Consider the following 18,971-nt stretch of genomic DNA (forward strand, 5'->3'; position numbering starts at 1 on the left):
AAAGAGGTGAAGGGGCATGAGTGCCACTAAAGTATATGGATTTCTATCTCAAGCATTTATCTTTGCAACCGTAATGTTCGTTTCTAATCTCATTTCAATGTATTTACCAATTCCGATGCCTGCATCTGTGATTGGTCTGGTTCTATTATTTGTTTTGCTGACAACGAAAATCGTCAAACTGGAGCAGGTGGAGCAATTAGGTACATCATTGACAGGGCTCATTAGCTTTCTATTTGTTCCCTCTGGTATCTCGGTTATTCAATCACTAGGTGTCATGCAAGAAGTAGGTGTGCAAGTCGTCGGTGTCATTATCATTGCAACGATTATGTTACTAGCAGCGACAGGGCTATTTTCGCAGCTTCTCATGCAATTATCAGAAAAACCACAGAAACATAAAGAGACAAAGGAGAGCAAATCGACTCCTTCTCATTCTAATAAACCAGCTTCAAGTACGCATTAAAGGAGGAAAGCAAGATGGGTACAAGTACGATGAGTCCTTATTTTGGTATAGTCGTCTCATTAGTCGCCTTTGGAATCGGTACATTCTTATTTAAAAAATCAAAAGGCTTCTTCTTATTCACACCACTTTTTGTGGCCATGGTGTTAGGCATTTTATTTTTAAAAATTGGCGGTTTTTCCTATGCAGATTATAATGAGGGCGGCAAGATTATCAAGTTTTTCTTAGAGCCTGCGACCATTGCTTTCGCTATTCCGCTTTATAAACAGCGTGCATTACTTAAAAAATATTGGTGGCAGATTTTATCCGCTATTTTTGTAGGATCACTTTGTTCCATTACAATTGTGTATGTCGTAGCAAAAGGAATTCATCTTGATGCGGCTGTAATGAAAAGTATGCTCCCACAGGCAGCGACGACAGCAATTGCTCTTCCGATTGCAAAGGATATTGGCGGAATTGCAGATATCACAGCCTTTGCGGTCATATTTAATGCAGTCATCGTGTATGCACTAGGTGCTTTCTTCTTAAAATGGTTTCGAATTAAAAATCCAGTGGCAAAAGGGCTTGCACTCGGTACATCAGGACATGCACTTGGCGTCTCTGTTGGGATTGAGATGGGTGAAGTGGAAGCAGCCATGGCAAGTATCGCCGTTGTGGTCGTAGGAGTTGTGACCGTCATTGTCATCCCAATCTTTATGCAATTCATTCTTTGATGGTGTCATTGTTTTGAAAAAGCCTTGCCCAATTCGTTTAATCATGCTAAAATGAAAAAGTTGTTTCAAGAGTTCGGTTACTTGACGGACAAATGAAAATTGTGTAGAATAATTAACGAATTGAATAGATATCACAAGCAGAAGCACCCGCTTCTCACCTGATTGACACGTGTTTGTAGTTGACAGGTTGACCGTACATTTATTTTTTCATGCAAATGTTCGCAGTGTGGGTGTTTTATATGCCCACACTTTTTGTTTGCCTGTAAAACATACAACGAAATGGTCAAAATGAATTGTGAACTCAATTCAAAATCTCATGGAGGTGGCTCACTATTAGCAAAGATCAATTAGTTAATGAAGGTATTCGTGCGCGTGAAGTTCGTTTGATCGGACAAAATGGCGATCAGCTGGGGATTAAAACCCGCCAGGAAGCTCTGGAAATTGCTACGAAAGCCAATCTTGACCTTGTGTTAGTTGCTGCAAATGCAAAACCACCTGTTTGCCGAATCATGGACTACGGTAAGTTCCGATTCGAACAGCAGAAGAAGGAAAAAGAGGCACGTAAGAATCAAAAAATCATTAGCTTAAAAGAAGTTCGGTTGAGCCCGACAATCGATGAACATGATTTTAACACGAAGCTCCGTAATGCAATCAAATTCCTTGAAAAGGGCGATAAAGTAAAAGCTTCTATCCGCTTTAAAGGCCGTGCGATTACGCATAAAGAAATCGGACAGCGCGTGTTAGACCGTTTCTCTGAAGCTTGCGCTGAAGTAGCAACAGTAGAAACAAAACCTAAGATGGACGGACGCAGCATGTTCCTCATGCTTGCACCAAAAGTCGAAAAGTAAAGTAACAGAGGGAGGAAACATCCAATGCCAAAAATGAAAACTCACCGCGGATCTGCTAAACGTTTCAAAAAAACAGGTTCTGGTAAACTTAAACGTTCTCATGCGTACACAAGTCACTTGTTCGCTAACAAATCTACAAAGCAAAAACGTAAATTGCGTAAGAGCGCAATCGTAAGTGCTGGAGATTTCAAACGTATCAAACAACAACTTGCAAACATCAAGTAATTTGGAATAGGAATCATAGGAGGGAATTACAATGCCAAGAGTAAAAGGCGGAACTGTGTCGCGTCAGCGTCGTAAAAAGGTTCTTAAATTAGCAAAAGGTTATTTCGGTTCAAAACATAGATTATACAAAGTAGCAAACCAACAGGTGATGAAATCTGGAAACTACGCTTTCCGTGACCGTCGTCAGAAAAAACGTGACTTCCGTAAACTATGGATCACTCGTATCAATGCTGCAGCTCGTATGAACGGTCTTTCTTACAGCCGTTTAATGCATGGCCTAAAGCTTTCTGGTATCGAAGTAAACCGCAAAATGCTTGCTGACCTTGCTGTGAATGACCTAAGTGCATTCAATCAGCTTGCTGATGCTGCAAAAGCACAACTAGACAAGTAAGTCATATAAAAGATCATTCCGTCGAGGGGTGATCTTTTTTGCTCATCATGTGAGGTGAAATGAATGAATATCGCGATGATTCTACTGCTGATCTTGGTAAATGGCTATGGTTTTTTTCTCATGGGAGAGGACAAGCGCCGGGCAAAAGCGCATAAATGGAGAATTTCAGAGGCGCACTTATGGAGTGCTGCCGTGCTTTTTGGGGCTGCTGGATCGTATCTAGGGATGCAGTATTTCCGTCATAAAACAAAGCATCCTGCCTTTCAAATGGGCATGCCTGTGTTAATCATGGTGCAGTTGATCATATTAGGATATATCCAGTTCATCTGAAAAAGGAGCAGACGCCATCAAGACGGCGTGTCTGCTCCTTTTTTTTGTTTGATTTTTTTAATGGGCTGATCCCAATCAATTTTTGTTTGAGGATAACGTTCGATAATGTTTTCCTCCAATTTTTCAAAGTCTTCTAATGTAAATTCACTTAGCTTCTCGGGTGACTCCGTCCAAACGTAAATGGAGTGGACAAACAGAGGATGATCCTTAGAAGGAACATGCTTCTCCCCTTCAAACAAGACTCCTTTATAGACGAAATTAAAATTTTTGCGCGCATTTTGCTGTTCGTCCATAAAATAAAAGCCTTCTTTTAATTGTGCTTGTTTCAGCTTTCTTCTCGGATTTGAGAAGAATTTTACCGCCATGTAGAAGATGTAGACAAGCAGTGCAACAAGAGCAAGTCTAATGAGGATTACAAACATGACAGGATGCACCTCCAATATACCGTTATCTGATGTACTACGAATGAAAAGCCCAAAAGGTTTCAACTTTTTTTAAAAAAATATTTCGTTAAACGAAAAAATATTCATAAAAAGATCGTATTGAACGAAAGAGGTTTTGTATAATAAGAATGCACCATGAAGATAAAGGAGGATAAATGGAATGACAAAGCTAGATCAAACATTAACTATGCTGAAAGACCTAACGGATGCAAAAGGGATTCCAGGAAATGAACGTGATGTCAAAAAAGTCATGCAGACATACATAGAATCATATGCAGATGAAGTCTCTAGTGACCGCCTTGGCAGCTTAATCGCTAAGAAGGAAGGAAACGCAAACGGACCTAAAATTATGCTCGCTGGTCACTTAGATGAAGTAGGATTCATGGTGACAAAAATTGATGACAAAGGCTACATTCGCTTCCAAACAGTCGGCGGCTGGTGGTCACAGGTCATGCTCGCGCAGCGTGTCACCATTGTGACGAAAAAGGGAGACATTACAGGTGTGATTGGCTCAAAGCCGCCGCACGTCTTGTCACCTGAAGCTCGAAAAAAATCGATTGAGATTACAGATATGTTTATTGATATTGGTGCATCAAGCAAAGAACAGGTAATGGAGTGGGGCGTTCTGCCTGGAGATCAAATCGTTCCTTATTTTGAATTTACAGTGATGAATGATGAAAAAATGCTCCTTGCAAAGGCATGGGACAACCGTATCGGCTGTGCAGTAGCGATTGATGTCATGAAGAACTTACACAATGCTCAGCATGAGAATATTGCTTACAGTGTTGCAACTGTACAAGAGGAGGTTGGCCTGCGTGGTGCCAAAACAGCAGCGGCTACGATCCAGCCTGATATTGGATTTGCCATTGATGTTGGTGTAGCAGGAGACACGCCAGGCATCACTGAAAAAGAAGCAACAAGCAAACTTGGCAAAGGACCAACGATTGTTGTATTTGATGCTTCGATGGTATCCCATAAAGGGCTTCGGGATTTTGTTGTCCAAACAGCGGATGAATTGAACATTCCTTACCAATATGACTCAATGCCTGGCGGTGGGACAGATGCTGGCGGTATCCATTTAACAGGTCATGGCGTGCCATCACTATCTATCGGGATACCAAGCAGATATATTCATACCCATGCAGCGATGATTCACCGGGATGATTATGAAAATGCAGTGAAGCTTTTAACAGAAGTGATCAAAAGACTTGATCAAAAAACGGTTGAGCAGATTACGTACGGTTCTTAATAGGTAAGCCTTTCCTCAGTATAGGGGAAAGGCTTTTTTATTCCATTGAATTTCCCAGGAAATGAACGTTGTTTTTTGATTACGTCAAAAGAACTGTTTTTAACAGAAGAAGAAAAAATATTCTAGTGAATAAGGCACATGTGATCTGGCCTTTATTTTTGTAAGATGAAAGCAATAAAAAGGACAGAGCCTAAAGAACGCCCTGTCAAAAGAGAGTTTATGGAAGTAGGTGAAGCTATCTTAAGAATAAACATATTATTCTTATTAGTCAACTTGGTTTTAAAAGAAAGAAAAATCAATCAATTTATGTTATATTTGTAACAAATTGTTTGTGCGAAGGGGATGGTTAAATGAATGCGGTTACAATTGTCATAGGATCTATGTGTATTTTAGCGATTGCCTATCGTCTTTATGGCACATTTATGATGGTCAAGGTATTAAAGGTGACAGACGATCATCCTACACCGGCTCACACATTAGAGGACGGGAAAGATTATGTGCCAACCAATAAATGGGTCACATTTGGGCATCACTTTGCTGCGATTGCAGCTGCCGGTCCGTTAGTGGGCCCGATTTTAGCCGCACAATTTGGGTATTTACCGGGTCTCCTTTGGCTGTTAATTGGCGCAGTGATTGGCGGAGCTGTACATGATCTTGTCGTCTTATTTGCGTCGATGCGAAAAAAGGGGAAATCATTATCAGAGGTAGCAAAGGAAGAGCTAGGACCTGTAGCAGGATTTTGTACAGGGCTTGCGATGCTGTTTATCATTACGATCACAATGGCAGGACTGTCTATGGTTGTGCTTCATGCATTAGAACGTAACCCTTGGGGGACATTTGCAGTCGGAATCACGATTCCAATTGCGATGGGGGTTGGTCTTTATTATAAAAAGACAGGCAATTTAAAACTGGCCACAACTGCGGGATTTATTTTGCTGATGGTTGGTGTATTCCTTGGGCCGAATATTCAAGGAACGGCACTTGGTGATCTTTTAACACTTGATACAAAAACGCTTGCTCTTGCCCTGCCGATCTATGCTTTTTTTGCTGCGGCATTGCCGGTTTGGCTGCTGCTCGCACCGAGGGACTATTTAAGCAGCTTTATGAAAATAGGTGTTTTTATCGCACTGATTGCCGGAATCTTTGTCGTCAATCCAACGATTCAATTCCCAGCCTTTACGGAGTTTGTGAATGGAGGAGGCCCGGTTTTAGCTGGTCCTGTCTGGCCTTTTATTTCTATTACCATTGCTTGCGGGGCCATTTCTGGTTTCCACGCATTTGTTGGGTCAGGGACAACGCCTAAGATGCTTGACCGCTGGAGCGATATGAAGCCTGTCGCGTTTGGCGCAATGCTAGTAGAATGCCTAGTTGGCATTATGGCGTTAATTGCCGCTACGGCTCTTCATCCAGGAGATTATTTTGCGATTAACAGTACGCCAGAAGTGTTCCGAACGCTCGGGATGAGTGTTGAGAATCTTCCGCAGCTGAGTAAGGAAATTGGCCTTGATTTAGAAGGAAGAACGGGTGGAGCTGTGACATTAGCTGTAGGGATGGCGTATATCTTTACGGGAATTCCGTTCTTTAGTCATTTGGCGTCTTATTTTTTCCAATTCGTCATTATGTTTGAAGCTGTCTTTATTTTAACCGCTATTGATGCTGGAACGCGTGTGGCGCGTTATTTGATTCAAGATTTCTTTGGCGAAGCATATAAACCGCTTAAACGAAATGACTGGGTACCTGGGTCGGTATTTGCAAGTGCGCTTGCGTGTTTTATGTGGGGATACTTGCTTTACTCTGGAGACATCGGGTCCATTTGGGCGCTGTTTGGGGTTTCGAATCAGTTAATGGCATCAGTCGGATTAATCATCGGGGCAACCGTTGTATTAAAAATTGCAGATAAAAGGCGATATATGCTGACTTGTTTAATTCCACTTGCCTACTTATATGTGACAGTGAATTATGCGGGCTATTGGATGGTAGCAAATGTATACCTTAATCCTGAGGCATCAGGTTACAGCGTGCTGAATGCGGTGCTGTCAATTATCATGCTGATCTTAGGATTTGTGATCATTGTGTTTGCAATTAAAAAATGGGTCGAAATTTGGCGTGATCCAGCACTTCGGATGGAAACACCGATCACTGGCTAAATGAAAAAGCCGGTTTGCTGTGATAAGCAAACCGGCTTCTTTTATTGCTGCTGATGAGGCTTTAAGCCTTGCTCTAGTGTCTCGAGGATCTCGTTCTTCTCGTTTTCTGATGCTTCTTGCCATAGCACTTCGAACAACACGCCAAGGCCTGGCAGCATTTTTTCCTCGCCGCTTTGAATGGCATCTAAAATCGTATGTTCAAGCTGCTCTTGATTATGGCCAGTGATATTTTGAATGACTGCGCCTCTTAAATTAAAATCCATTGCCCACACTCCTTTTTTGATGGTAATAGCCCTATTCTGTCTCAAAGACAGGTTTATTATGTAGTGTGCATGAGATATAATAAATTCATGATATTTAAAGGAGTTAAAATCGCTTGAAATATATAGAATCAGCTAAAAACACAAACATCAAACAGTGGAAAAAGCTCCATACGAAAAAAGAACGTACGAAAACGGGGCTGTTTCTCGTTGAGGGAATACACTTAGTTGAAGAAGCATTGAAGAGCGGAGTTGTGAAAGAATTAATGGTCACATCGCCTGATAAGCTTCCTTCTCATATCGATCCTGACATTGAACTTTATGAACTGAGCGAAGAAGCCTTTTCTGCCATGACCGAAACGGAAACGCCTCAGCACATCGCGGCGGTTTGTACAGTTCCTGTATTTGAAGAAAAGAAGTATGAACGACTTCTTCTGTTAGATGCAGTGCAGGACCCAGGAAATCTAGGCACACTCATTCGGACAGCAGATGCCGCTGGTCTTGATGCTGTAATCTTAGGTGATGGAACAGTCGATGCGTTTAACGGAAAAACGCTCCGTTCAGCACAAGGATCGCATTTCCACCTGCCAATTTTAAAGCAAACCCTTCAGCAGGCAATACAAGCATGTAAGGAGCAAGGCATACCTGTATACGGAAGCGCCTTGAAAAATGCGAAAGCGTATAGAAGCGTAACGGCAGAAGGTCCTTTTGCATTAATTGTTGGCAATGAAGGAGCAGGGATTGACCAAGAGATTCTGCAAATGACAGACCAGAATTTATATGTGCCGATGTATGGTCAGGCAGAATCATTAAATGTGGCTGTTGCAGCAGCTGTTCTCGTCTATCATTTGCGTGGATAGTGTTGCAACATGCGCTTATTTTCACTATAATGAAACTAATATTTTAAAAACCATGATAGAGGAAGATTGTTTCAAGGAGCGTCCTTATAGGGAGAATGCATCGTAGACTGAAAGTGCATTTAAGGAATGCTGAAACAGGAATTCACCTCTGGAGTTGTCACCGGGACCGCAAGCTTTGCGTAAAGGTGAACCGGATTCGTTTGATTCCGTTATGTCAATGAAGCTTATTCGCACATGCATTTGTGCTCAACAAGGGTGGTACCGCGACCACAACTCGTCCCTTCTTTTTTAGAGGGACGGGTTTTTTTATTGTCTTCAAACGATCAAACAGCCGTTTATCCAGGCGGTTTTGTATATCAAAAGGAGGATTACACTCATGCAAGAAACGTTAAAACAGCTTGAAACAGAGGCGATAGCGAAGGTTGAAGCAGCTAGCTCGCTCAAAGAAGTTAATGACATTCGTGTTCAATATTTAGGGAAAAAAGGCCCGATCACAGAGGTGCTTCGTGGAATGGGCAAGCTCTCCGCAGAAGAAAGACCGAAAATGGGCGCACTCGCAAACGAAGTAAGAGAGCAGATTGCAAATGCCATTGCTGAAAAAAATGAGCAGCTGGAAAAAGAAGAAGTGAAGAAAAAACTTGCATCTCAAACGATCGATGTCACATTGCCAGCAAGTCCAATCAAAATGGGGGCAAGACATCCATTAACGATTGTTGTCGAAGATATTGAAGATTTATTTATTGGTATGGGCTATACCGTTGAGGAAGGTCCTGAGGTAGAAACGGATTATTATAACTTTGAAGCGCTGAATCTTCCAAAGGAGCATCCAGCACGTGATATGCAGGACAGCTTCTATATTACCGAGGATACACTGATGAGAACACAAACGTCACCAGTTCAAGCACGTACACTCGAAAAATATAAAGGACAAGGTCCTGTGAAGATCATCTGCCCTGGGAAAGTATATAGACGAGACAGTGATGACGCGACTCATTCACATCAATTCATGCAGATTGAAGGCCTTGTTGTCGATCACAATATTAGCATGAGTGATCTAAAAGGAACGCTTGAGACAGTCGCAAGAAAAATGTTTGGTGAAGATCGTGAAATTAGACTCCGTCCAAGCTTTTTCCCATTCACAGAACCATCTGTCGAAGTGGATGTGTCTTGCTTTAAATGCGGCGGAAAGGGCTGTTCTGTATGTAAAGGAACAGGATGGATTGAGATTTTAGGAGCAGGGATGGTTCATCCAAATGTCCTGAAAATGAGCGGATTTGATCCAGAAACTTACCAAGGCTTTGCTTTTGGAATGGGTGTTGAACGTATTGCGATGCTAAAATACGGCATTGATGATATTCGCCATTTCTACACAAATGATATTAGATTCACAAAGCAATTCAAGCAGGACTAAGAGGAGGAAATCAACATGTTTGTTTCATATAAATGGTTAGAAGACTATGTCGATTTAGAAGGCATTCAGCCGGATGAATTAGCAGAAAAGATCACAAGAAGCGGAATTGAAGTGGAAGCCGTTGAATATAAAGGAGAAGGCATTAAAGGGGTTGTCGTTGGACATGTCATTGAGCGTGAACAGCACCCAAATGCGGATAAATTAAACAAATGTCTTGTTGATATCGGCGAAGACGCTCCAGTGCAAATTATTTGCGGGGCTCCGAATGTGGATAAAGGACAATATGTGGCCGTCGCAACGGTTGGCGCAGTCCTTCCAGGGAACTTTAAAATTAAAAAAGCAAAGCTGCGTGGCGAAGAGTCTCATGGCATGATTTGTTCTCTGCAAGAATTAGGCGTAGAAAGCAAACTCGTACCAAAGGAATATGCAGAAGGCATTTTTGTTTTCCCAAATGACGTCAAACCCGGAGATGATGCCCTTCAGGCACTTCAATTAGACGATGCGGTACTTGAGCTTGGTTTAACACCAAACCGTGCGGATGCCCTGAATATGCTCGGTGTGGCTTATGAGGTTGCAGCCATTTTAGGGAGAGACATCAAACTTCCTGATACAGCACATGACACCTCTTCAGAAAAAGCAGCAGACTATATCTCTGTGAAAATTGAGGATCAAGAAGCAAATCCACTTTATGCAGCGAAGATCATTAAAAATGTAAAGGTTGGCCCAGCACCGCTTTGGATTCAAACAAGATTGATGAATGCAGGCATTCGACCAATTAACAACGTCGTCGATATTACAAACTTTGTACTGCTTGAATACGGTCAGCCGCTTCATGCATTTGATTATGACCGCTTTGGTTCAAAGCAGGTGGTCGTACGTAAAGCGTCTGATAGCGAAATCATTCAAACACTGGATGAACAAGAACGTACATTGTCATCAAAGCATCTAGTGATCACTAATGGGACGAAAGCGCACGCTGTAGCAGGCGTCATGGGCGGTCTTGAATCTGAGGTGCGTGATGAGACGACAACGATTCTTTTAGAAGCGGCATATTTCAACGGTCAAACGGTCCGTCAAGCATCTAGAGACTTAGGGCTTCGCAGTGAATCAAGCACACGATTTGAAAAAGGACTTGACCCGCAGCGTACAAAACCTGCAGCCGAAAGAGCAGCGCAATTGATCAGTCTCTATGCAGGTGGTGAAGTGCTAAGCGGGACTGTGGAGGAAAACCACCTTGAAGCAAGTATGAATGTCATCCACGTATCAACTGAGCGTGTGAATAAGGTGCTTGGCATGAGCATTTCAAAAAAAGATATGATGCAAATTTTCAACAAACTTGGTTTTACAGTGGGCGAATCAAATGACGTTCTTGTCGTAACGGTTCCTTCTCGTAGAATGGATATCACGATTGAAGAAGACCTCATTGAAGAAGTTGCCAGATTATACGGCTATGATAATATTCCGTCTACACTGCCTGCGACAGCTGGTACAGTTGGCGGTCTCACGCCGTACCAAGTGAAGCGCAGGAAGGTCAGACGTTTCTTAGAAGGCGCAGGTCTTTCTCAAGCGATCACGTATTCATTGACAAATCAGCATAAGTCTACAGCTTTTGCACTGAATCCAGCTTATAAAACGAGACTTTCCCTGCCAATGAGTGAAGAACGAAGTGTGCTCAGACAAAGTCTACTGCCAAACTTACTGGATTCTGTTGCATATAACTTGGCAAGACAAGCTGATTCCTTTGGTTTTTATGAAACGGGTTCTGTGTTCTTAGCAGAAGCTGAAGGAGAAAAACCAGTGGAAAAAGAGCATGTGGCTGGTGCGCTGACAGGCTTATGGCACAAAAATCTTTGGCAGGGCGAGAAAAAAGCCGTCGATTTTTATGTAGCAAAAGGAATTGCTGAAGGTCTGTTCGAAAAGCTTGGTGTATCAGACCAAATCACATATGTTCAAGCAGAACGTGAGGGTCTTCACCCAGGCCGTACAGCAGATGTTCATTTAAATGGAAAAGTGATTGGGTTTGTTGCTGCTCTCCATCCAGTCATTGAAAAGGAATTAGATTTAAAAGAAACATATGTCTTCGAGTTTGATTTAACAGATGTGATGACGTCTGAATCGAAGGATATGAAATATACAGCGATTCCGAGATTCCCTGCTGTGACAAGAGATATTGCACTTGTTGTAGATCAGCATATCTCAAGCGGACAGCTGGAGCGGGTCATCTATGAGGCAGGCGGGGATTTATTGACAGACCTATCCGTCTTTGATGTGTATGAGGGTGAACATATGGAAGAAGGCAAAAAATCCGTTGCATTCTCTCTCCAATATTTAAATCCGGAGCAAACATTGACAGAGGAAGAAGTGACGGCTGTTCATACAAAAGTATTGAAAGCATTAGAAGATACGTATCAAGCCGTCTTGCGCGGTTAAAGAAAAAAAGAGCTATGGCCTTGTGGGCCTTAGCTCTTTTTTATAACCATTTCTTCGCTTTTTGTGTGTTGGCAAAATGCAGCTTTGTAAATTGACGTAAAGCATCTTCGCCGTGCAGCTTGATGAGCTTCGCTGCCGCCTTGTCCACATGAGGACCGGCTCCTTTTGGAATGTCAAAGCCTGCTGCTTTTGACAACTTATCCATTTCAATTAAAAAGGCGTACCTTGCAATAATGGAAGCCGCAGCAACTGACAAATGAATGCCTTCTGCTTTTGTGCTAAAGTACGTCCGCTCCCGAATGATTTTTTTCCCTGCAAGATGCTTGAAATAAATGCCCGGTTCTGCAAATTGGTCAATCAAAATAGCTTCGGGCTGCTTCCCGTCTAGTTTTTCTAGCACAGAGGTAATGACTTGGTTATGAAGCAGCGCCTTCATTTTTCCTTGACTCATGCCCTTTTCCTGCATCGCATTGTACTTTTCATTTCGGAGCACGAGAAGGCTGAACGGAATGGTTTTGATGAGATCTTTGGCAATATTGATAATCTGCGGGTCCTTTAGACCTTTTGAGTCTTTTACGCCAAGCTCTTTCATGAGAGCAAGCTGGCTTGCATCAACATAGGCGGCACAGACCGTCATTGGTCCAAAATAATCACCTGTTCCTACTTCATCTGAACCGATGACGGACATAGAAGCAATTCCTGACGGCGGACTGTATTTTGTGACAGCAGGTGCTTTTTGACTTTTCGTATCAGCTGCTTTTAAATGGCTGAATTGACTGGCTTCAGCTTCTGCCTTTTGTCCTTGAAACAGCACTTTTCCAGATCGATAGGCTGTAATCGTACAGCCAGGAACCTTTGCTTGAAAAAGGGCGCCTGGTGGTAAAGTATCAGTTAAGTGGTGCGCATACGCGCTCTTCATCTTTTTAAGGTCTTCTGATGTTGCTTTTAAGACGGATTGGGGCACAGTGGATAACTCCTTTTTACCTTGATATCATTGATTTCTAAAGTGTACCATAACAGGGAAGGGCTCGTCTTTCCATTCAATGTCTAAACATGTTATGATAGAGACTAGGATTCTCGTGGAATGGAGGAGAAACGTTGTCTGACGGCGGTAAAACGAAAACAACAGTTGAGATTTACGGACAGTCCTATACGATCATCGGTCAAGAAACGAAGATGCATATGCGACACGTTGCTTCAATTGTTGATGATAAAATGAGAGAAATAAATGAAAAAAATCCATACCTTGATATAAACAAATTAGCTGTACTGACAGCAGTCAATGTCGTCCACGACTACTTGAAATTAAAAGAGCAATACGAAAAACTAGAGATTCAGCTTAAAGAAAAGGAATGAAATTACCGTGATCGATATCATCATTTTGTTTTTGCTTCTTATGGGAACGCTTGTCGGTCTAAAACGTGGGTTTATTCTTCAATTGATTAAATTGATCAGCTTTGTTGTTTCTATCTTAGTGGCTTCCATGTTTTATCAGTCACTTGCACCACAGCTTACGTGGATTCCAGCGCCTAATTTTAGCGGCGGTCAAGCGCAGCTCGCTTTCTTTAGTGGGAATCTAGAAACAGCTTATTATAATACCATTGCGTTTATCATTCTGTTTATCTTGACCAAAATCCTGCTCGCCATCATTGGCGGATTGCTCACAACCATTGCAAGTATACCTGTGATTAAGCAGGTCAACAAACTGCTTGGCGGTGTTTTAGGATTTCTTGAAACCTATCTATTTGTGTTTATTCTCTTGTTTGTCGCTGCATTACTTCCAGTCGATGCACTGCAAACAATGATGAGCAAATCCATATTAGCAGATGTGATCGTAGGCAACACCCCTTATCTGTCCAGTCTTGTCAAAGACTTATGGACGACGTATGGAGTTTAAAAACTTCTCCTTTCTTGGAGAAGTTTTTTCTCATTCCATGACAGAAAGTTGTAGGATGAAGGAAAAGTTTGTATATTTATAAAGGAAGATGCCAAAGCGGCTGGAGGATGAGAGATGAATAAAAAAGATATTATCAAACTTCTTGAAACAATTGCAGTATATATGGAGCTGAAAGGAGATAATCCTTTTAAGATTTCTGCCTTTCGTAAAGCAGCAGCGGCACTGGAACAAGATGACCGCAGCCTTTCTCAAATAGATGATCTATTAGCATTACCCGGCATTGGAAAAGGAACCTTTGCTGTGATCACTGAGTATATTGAAAAAGGACAATCAGAAACACTCGAACAATTAAAAAAGGAAGTGCCTGAAGGACTTGTCCCGCTCTTAAAATTACCAGGACTTGGCGGGAAGAAGATCGCTAAGCTTTACCAAGAGCTTGGCGTCCACGATGCACAGTCGCTAAGAGAAGCATGCGAAGCGGAAAAGGTACAAGCACTTGCTGGCTTTGGCAAAAAAACAGAAGAAAAGATTCTCGCGGCTCTTGAGGAAGCGGGAAAGCAGCCGGAACGACTGCCAATTGGCTTTGCATTAGATGTGGCAGAGCGGATTGATCATGCGCTTGAAGAGACGAAAGGTATCATCCGTTTTTCAAGAGCTGGCAGTTTAAGACGTGCACGTGAAACCGTGAAAGATTTAGATTATATCATTGCGACAGATGATCCTGAGCAAGTCAGAGAGCAGCTCGTTGCACTTGATGATGTGAAAGATGTCATCGCAAGCGGTGATACGAAGGTATCTGTCATTCTTGCCCTTGATTTTGAGATCAGTGTGGACTTCCGGCTTGTGACATCAGACCAATTCGCGACTACGCTGCACCATTTCACTGGATCAAAAGATCACAATATTCGAATGCGTCAGCTTGCGAAGGAACGCGGAGAGCGCATTAGCGAATATGGTGTGGAAACGATTGAAACTGGAGAAGTGAAAACTTTTGAAGACGAGAGCGCTTTTTATGCGCATTTTCAACTTCCGCTCATTCCGCCAGAAATTCGTGAAACCGGAGCGGAGATTGATACGTATAAAGAAAGTATGCAGTTTGTAGAACTGAAAGATATCAAAGGCGACCTTCATATGCACTCGACATGGAGTGACGGAGCATTCTCTATTCGTGAAATGGCGGAAGCATGTATCGCAAAAGGCTATGAATACATGGCCATTACAGACCACTCGCAATATTTAAAAGTAGCCAACGGTTTAACAAAAGAACGTTTGCGTCTGCAAGCTAAAGAAATTGACAAGCTTAATCAGGAATTCGAGCATTTTCACATTTTCAAAGGGGTCGAAATGGATATCCTGCCGGATGGATCGTTAGATTATGATGATGACTTTTTAAAAGACATGGATTTTGTCATTGCGTCTATTCATTCTAGCTTCTCTCAGCCGGAGGAAGTCATTATGGAACGCCTTGAAAATGCCTTGCGAAATCAGCATGTCGATTTAATTGCACATCCAACAGGCCGTTTGATCGGCAGACGGGATGGCTATGCCCTAAATATAGATCAGCTCATAGAGCTTGCGAAGAAAACGGGCACTGCACTTGAGCTCAACAGTAATCCGTCAAGACTTGATTTGAAAACAGAGCATTTAATGAAAGCAAATGAAGCGGGTGTGAACATCATGATCAATACAGATGCGCACAACATCGCCATGCTGGAACATATGGAAGTCGGTGTAACAGCTGCAAGAAAAGGCTGGACACCAAAAGCAAATGTCGTGAATACTTTTACTCTAAACGAGATCAAAAAGTTTTTAACGCGTGACAGGTAGTCGTTAGGAGGCTGGACCATGCTGCAACAAAAAGTGTTAGCATCATTAGAATTTCATAAAGTAAAAGAAAAAGTGATGTCCTATACCGCATCCACATTAGGAAAAGAAAGAGCGCAGGATTTAACACCTCTGACGGATATAGAAACCATTCAGCATTTGCTGGAAGAGGTAGCAGAAGCACAAGATGTGATTCGCTTAAAGGGGTCTGCGCCATTTGGCGGGTTAACGGATATTAGACGCGCAGTTAAACGGGCAGAAATCGGCAGTACATTAAGCCCATCTGAGCTGATGGAAATCGCAGGACTATTATATGCGGTGAAAAATATGAAGCACTTTCTCACGTCCATGTATGAAGATGGAGTAGACATACCGCGCCTTCATACATATGCTGAGACGCTGATATTACTGCCTGAAATCAGAAAAGAAATCGAAAGCTGTATTGGTGATAATGGAGAAGTGCTTGATCATGCAACCCCTGCACTTCGTTCATTGCGCATTCAATTACGCTCACTAGAATCAAAGGTTCGTGATAAATTAGAATCGATGATTCGTTCACAATCGGCTTCGAAAATGCTGTCAGACACAATTGTCACCATTCGTAATGATCGGTTTGTTATTCCGGTGAAACAAGAGTACCGCTCGAATTACGGCGGAATTGTTCATGACCAATCATCATCTGGGGCAACACTTTTTATTGAGCCGCAAGTGGTCGTGGATGTAAATAACACCTTGCAGCAAACCCGTTTAAAAGAGAAGCAAGAGGTTGAAAAGATCCTCCAAATGCTGACAGAGAGCGTGTCAGAGCACATTGGGGAACTGCTTCACAATGTAAAGGAGCTGCAGACGCTAGATTTTATTTTTGCTAAAGCTAAATATGCAAAGGCAGAAAAAGCCACAAAGCCTGCTGTGAATGATCAAGGAGAGATCTATTTAAAACGAGCAAGACATCCTCTATTGCCTCGGGATCAAGTTGTCGCAAATGATATTGAGCTCGGCAAAGATTTTTCAACGATCGTGATCACTGGACCAAATACAGGGGGGAAGACAGTTACTTTAAAAACGCTGGGTCTTCTGACGCTGATGACACAGGCGGGCCTCCATATTCCAGTTGAAGAAGGCTCTGAAGTGGCTGTGTTCGACCAAGTCTTTGCTGATATTGGAGACGAACAGTCCATTGAACAAAGCTTGAGTACGTTCTCATCTCATATGGTCAATATTGTAGATATCTTAAAGCATTTGACATCTAACTCACTCGTGTTATTTGATGAATTAGGGGCAGGAACAGACCCAGCTGAAGGTGCGGCACTTGCGATGAGCATTTTAGATGAAGTGCATCAAACGAATGCACGCGTCATCGCAACGACTCATTATCCCGAGCTGAAGGCATATGGGTATAACCGGGAAGGCGTCACGAATGCAAGCGTGGAGTTTGACATTGAAACTTTATCACCAACGTACCGCCTGCTCATCGGTGTGCCTGGACGAAGTAACGCATTTGAAATTTCCAAACGTCTTGGTTTGCCTGACCACCTCATAGACCGGGCAAAAGCAGATATGCATGCAGAGCATAATGAAGTAGACCAAATGATTGCGTCATTAGAAGATAGCAAGAAACAAGCAGAAGAAGAACTGCATGAGACAGAAGTCTATAGAAAAGAAGCAGAAAAGCTTCATAAAGAATTGCAAAGACAAATTCTTGAATGGAATGAGCAAAAGGACAAACTGCTCGAAGAAGCTGAACATAAAGCGAAAGAGAAAATTGAACAAGCATCAAAAGAAGCAGAAGATATCATTCAAGAGCTGCGTTCGATAAAAAGTGAGCACCGCTCATTCAAAGAGCATGAACTCATCGATGCGAGAAAGCGTCTTGAAGAAGCGGTCCCTGAGTTTGACCGGAAGAAAAAGCCAGAGCCAGCGAAAAAAGCAGTAAGACAGCTGAAGTCAGGCGACGAAGTCAAAGTGCTCACCTTCGGGCAAAAAGGAACGCTGCTTGAACAAACAGGTGACAAAGAATGGAGTGTCCAAATGGGCATTCTGAAAATGAAAGTAAAAGAAAAAGACATGGAATTTATCAAATCAGCACCTGAATTTAAGCAAGAAAAAGCCATCACGGCAGTCAAAGGGAAAGACTATCATGTCTCGCTTGAGCTCGATTTAAGAGGAGAGCGTTATGAAAATGCCTTAAGCAGAGTCGAAAAATATTTAGATGATGCTGTATTAGCTGGTTATCCGCGCGTGTCGATTATTCACGGAAAAGGAACTGGCGCCCTCAGAAAAGGGGTTCAGGAATTACTGAAACAGCACCGAAGTGTGAAAAATGCTCGTTTTGGCGAACAAGGTGAGGGAGGATCAGGCGTCACCATCGTCGAATTAAAGTAAAAAGGAGAAAACGCATGAAAGCCTTTTGGGAAAATGAACTTGTGGAAATTGCCGCCTATTACAGCGTGGCCGTCCTATGTCTCGTCTTATTTCTAACCATTTTTGAACTCGTCACCTCCTATAAAAACTGGGAAGAGATCCAGCGGGGGAACTTAGCTGTTGCTATGGCAACAGGCGGGAAGATCTTTGGGATTGCGAATGTGTTTCAGCATTCCATCGCACAGCACAATTCCCTTCTTCAAATGGTTGGATGGGGCGTATACGGCTTTGTGATGCTGCTTGTCAGCTATTTCATTTTTGAATTTTTAACACCGCGATTTAAAGTAGACAAAGAGATTGAAAATGATAATAGAGCGGTCGGGTTTATTTCACTCATCATTTCAGTTGGGCTGTCTTACGTAGTAGCAGCCGGCATTTAAGGAGACGACATGGAAAAGCTAGCAAAAGTATTAATCGTAGTTGCCTGCACTTTTGCGGTCATTGGTGCCGTTTATCTGTTCCTGTGAAATGAAAAAAACAACGTTAGAAAGCTGTCAGGGAACCCCTTGGCAGCTTTTATCTCATCAAAGGCGGCGAATGACATGAAGCACATTCTGCAAAAAGACGAACTGATCAAGCGCATTGATACTTGTCTTCAAATGACATCCCTTCCAAGAGACATATACGAACCGTATATTGCACGTCCATTTCAAACGTCAGGATTTTTTGATGATTTGAGTCCCTATATTCAGATCGATTCGAGTGGTTATATCCTCATTCAATATGAACGAGGGATGAAAATGCTGCATAAAAGAACAAAAGTGGCGGATGAAGTTATTTACTGGATTTTAGAAGACACCATTTTTCTCACGGTTTACATTGACATGATGAGGAAGCATCAAGTCGACAACATCCAGACGCATTTACCGAATGACCCTAGTATCCATCAACAGATCGTGGAAAGAGTCAACGAGTCATTTCGTGCAATCGGCGGTTTATATGAACAGTGGCATCATGAAGGAAAAAGAGCCTCTATAGAAACACCGGCGAAAAAGTAAAAGTGTGCAATTGAACCAAGCTCTATTAGAAAAAAGCAAACTGTCCTAAGGAAAAGTTTGCTATAAT

General features: G+C 42.4%; 20 protein-coding genes and 1 other annotated feature. Of the genes, 17 read left to right on the plus strand and 3 right to left on the minus strand.

Features of this window, described 5'->3' with window-relative positions; translation table 11 throughout:
• Positions 1 to 16 precede the first annotated feature (16 nt).
• The 6 genes from lrgA to C6347_RS14685 all read left to right on the plus strand — a co-directional run bounded on the left by lrgA (position 17) and on the right by C6347_RS14685 (position 2,964).
• The gene (lrgA, locus tag C6347_RS14660; protein WP_060596969.1) at positions 17 to 460 is read left to right on the plus strand and encodes an antiholin-like murein hydrolase modulator LrgA; all 444 of its coding nucleotides are present in this window, start codon (positions 17 to 19) and stop codon (positions 458 to 460) included.
• Positions 461 to 474: 14 nt separating this feature from the next.
• Positions 475 to 1,170: an antiholin-like protein LrgB gene (gene lrgB / locus C6347_RS14665; RefSeq protein ID WP_170966027.1), complete on the plus strand. Its 696-nt coding sequence runs from the start codon at positions 475 to 477 to the stop codon at positions 1,168 to 1,170.
• 129 nt (positions 1,171 to 1,299) lie between these two features.
• Positions 1,300 to 1,431, plus strand: a sequence feature (ribosomal protein L20 leader region).
• A gap of 71 nt (positions 1,432 to 1,502) precedes the next feature.
• Entirely contained in the window at positions 1,503 to 2,018 is a 516-nt protein-coding gene (gene infC / locus C6347_RS14670; protein ID WP_024718649.1) for a translation initiation factor IF-3, read from the plus strand.
• 24 nt (positions 2,019 to 2,042) lie between these two features.
• On the plus strand, positions 2,043 to 2,243 hold the full coding sequence (gene rpmI / locus C6347_RS14675) for a 50S ribosomal protein L35 (RefSeq protein WP_003216324.1): 201 nt from the start codon (positions 2,043 to 2,045) through the stop codon (positions 2,241 to 2,243).
• Positions 2,244 to 2,274: 31 nt separating this feature from the next.
• Positions 2,275 to 2,634: a 50S ribosomal protein L20 gene (gene rplT / locus C6347_RS14680; protein ID WP_003216409.1), complete on the plus strand. Its 360-nt coding sequence runs from the start codon at positions 2,275 to 2,277 to the stop codon at positions 2,632 to 2,634.
• Between the two features lie 63 nt (positions 2,635 to 2,697).
• Positions 2,698 to 2,964, plus strand: coding sequence for a DUF1294 domain-containing protein (locus C6347_RS14685; protein WP_106036950.1), 267 nt, complete (start codon positions 2,698 to 2,700; stop codon positions 2,962 to 2,964).
• Positions 2,965 to 2,981: 17 nt separating this feature from the next.
• On the opposite strand, the gene C6347_RS14690 is transcribed toward C6347_RS14685, so the two are convergent.
• Positions 2,982 to 3,386, minus strand: coding sequence for a hypothetical protein (locus C6347_RS14690; RefSeq protein ID WP_003216690.1), 405 nt, complete (start codon positions 3,384 to 3,386; stop codon positions 2,982 to 2,984).
• A 181-nt stretch (positions 3,387 to 3,567) separates the two neighbouring features.
• Here C6347_RS14690 and C6347_RS14695 point away from each other — a divergent pair, with 181 nt between their 5' ends.
• On the plus strand, positions 3,568 to 4,656 hold the full coding sequence (locus C6347_RS14695) for a M42 family metallopeptidase (RefSeq protein WP_060596968.1): 1,089 nt from the start codon (positions 3,568 to 3,570) through the stop codon (positions 4,654 to 4,656).
• 350 nt (positions 4,657 to 5,006) lie between these two features.
• Positions 5,007 to 6,803 (plus strand): carbon starvation protein CstA, encoded by a 1,797-nt coding sequence (gene cstA / locus C6347_RS14700; protein WP_060596967.1) that lies wholly within the window; start codon positions 5,007 to 5,009, stop codon positions 6,801 to 6,803.
• 41 nt (positions 6,804 to 6,844) lie between these two features.
• Here the strand turns inward: cstA and sspI are convergent, their stop codons facing one another.
• On the minus strand, positions 6,845 to 7,066 hold the full coding sequence (sspI, locus tag C6347_RS14705; protein WP_003216243.1) for a small acid-soluble spore protein SspI: 222 nt from the start codon (positions 7,064 to 7,066) through the stop codon (positions 6,845 to 6,847).
• Positions 7,067 to 7,179: 113 nt separating this feature from the next.
• On the opposite strand from sspI, the gene C6347_RS14710 reads away from it, so the two are divergent.
• From C6347_RS14710 to pheT, 3 genes are all read left to right on the plus strand, one after another.
• Complete coding sequence (locus tag C6347_RS14710; RefSeq protein WP_066030572.1) at positions 7,180 to 7,923, plus strand: TrmH family RNA methyltransferase; 744 nt, start codon at positions 7,180 to 7,182, stop codon at positions 7,921 to 7,923.
• Positions 7,924 to 8,299: 376 nt separating this feature from the next.
• Positions 8,300 to 9,334 (plus strand): phenylalanine--tRNA ligase subunit alpha, encoded by a 1,035-nt coding sequence (gene pheS, locus C6347_RS14715; RefSeq protein ID WP_034661794.1) that lies wholly within the window; start codon positions 8,300 to 8,302, stop codon positions 9,332 to 9,334.
• Between the two features lie 15 nt (positions 9,335 to 9,349).
• Positions 9,350 to 11,764 carry a phenylalanine--tRNA ligase subunit beta gene (gene pheT / locus C6347_RS14720; protein WP_066030573.1) on the plus strand — a complete coding sequence of 805 codons (2,415 nt, stop codon included), beginning with the start codon at positions 9,350 to 9,352 and terminating at the stop codon, positions 11,762 to 11,764.
• A gap of 40 nt (positions 11,765 to 11,804) precedes the next feature.
• Here the strand turns inward: pheT and rnhC are convergent, their stop codons facing one another.
• Positions 11,805 to 12,683: a ribonuclease HIII gene (gene rnhC, locus C6347_RS14725; RefSeq protein WP_045210067.1), complete on the minus strand. Its 879-nt coding sequence runs from the start codon at positions 12,681 to 12,683 to the stop codon at positions 11,805 to 11,807.
• A 179-nt stretch (positions 12,684 to 12,862) separates the two neighbouring features.
• On the opposite strand from rnhC, the gene zapA reads away from it, so the two are divergent.
• From zapA to C6347_RS14755, 6 genes are all read left to right on the plus strand, one after another.
• The gene (gene zapA, locus C6347_RS14730) at positions 12,863 to 13,120 is read left to right on the plus strand and encodes a cell division protein ZapA (RefSeq protein ID WP_012010831.1); all 258 of its coding nucleotides are present in this window, start codon (positions 12,863 to 12,865) and stop codon (positions 13,118 to 13,120) included.
• Between the two features lie 7 nt (positions 13,121 to 13,127).
• Entirely contained in the window at positions 13,128 to 13,661 is a 534-nt protein-coding gene (locus tag C6347_RS14735; protein ID WP_034661786.1) for a CvpA family protein, read from the plus strand.
• A 114-nt stretch (positions 13,662 to 13,775) separates the two neighbouring features.
• Positions 13,776 to 15,488: a DNA polymerase/3'-5' exonuclease PolX gene (polX, locus tag C6347_RS14740; protein ID WP_066030574.1), complete on the plus strand. Its 1,713-nt coding sequence runs from the start codon at positions 13,776 to 13,778 to the stop codon at positions 15,486 to 15,488.
• A gap of 21 nt (positions 15,489 to 15,509) precedes the next feature.
• Positions 15,510 to 17,867, plus strand: coding sequence for an endonuclease MutS2 (locus C6347_RS14745; protein WP_034662047.1), 2,358 nt, complete (start codon positions 15,510 to 15,512; stop codon positions 17,865 to 17,867).
• A gap of 14 nt (positions 17,868 to 17,881) precedes the next feature.
• The gene (locus C6347_RS14750) at positions 17,882 to 18,286 is read left to right on the plus strand and encodes a DUF350 domain-containing protein (protein ID WP_007501637.1); all 405 of its coding nucleotides are present in this window, start codon (positions 17,882 to 17,884) and stop codon (positions 18,284 to 18,286) included.
• 162 nt (positions 18,287 to 18,448) lie between these two features.
• Positions 18,449 to 18,904 (plus strand): immunity 63 family protein, encoded by a 456-nt coding sequence (locus C6347_RS14755; RefSeq protein WP_066030575.1) that lies wholly within the window; start codon positions 18,449 to 18,451, stop codon positions 18,902 to 18,904.
• Positions 18,905 to 18,971: the final 67 nt, after the last annotated feature.

Origin of the sequence: Bacillus sp. NMTD17, from assembly GCF_002998735.1 — a bacterium.
In the GTDB taxonomy this organism is placed as follows: domain Bacteria; phylum Bacillota; class Bacilli; order Bacillales; family Bacillaceae; genus Bacillus.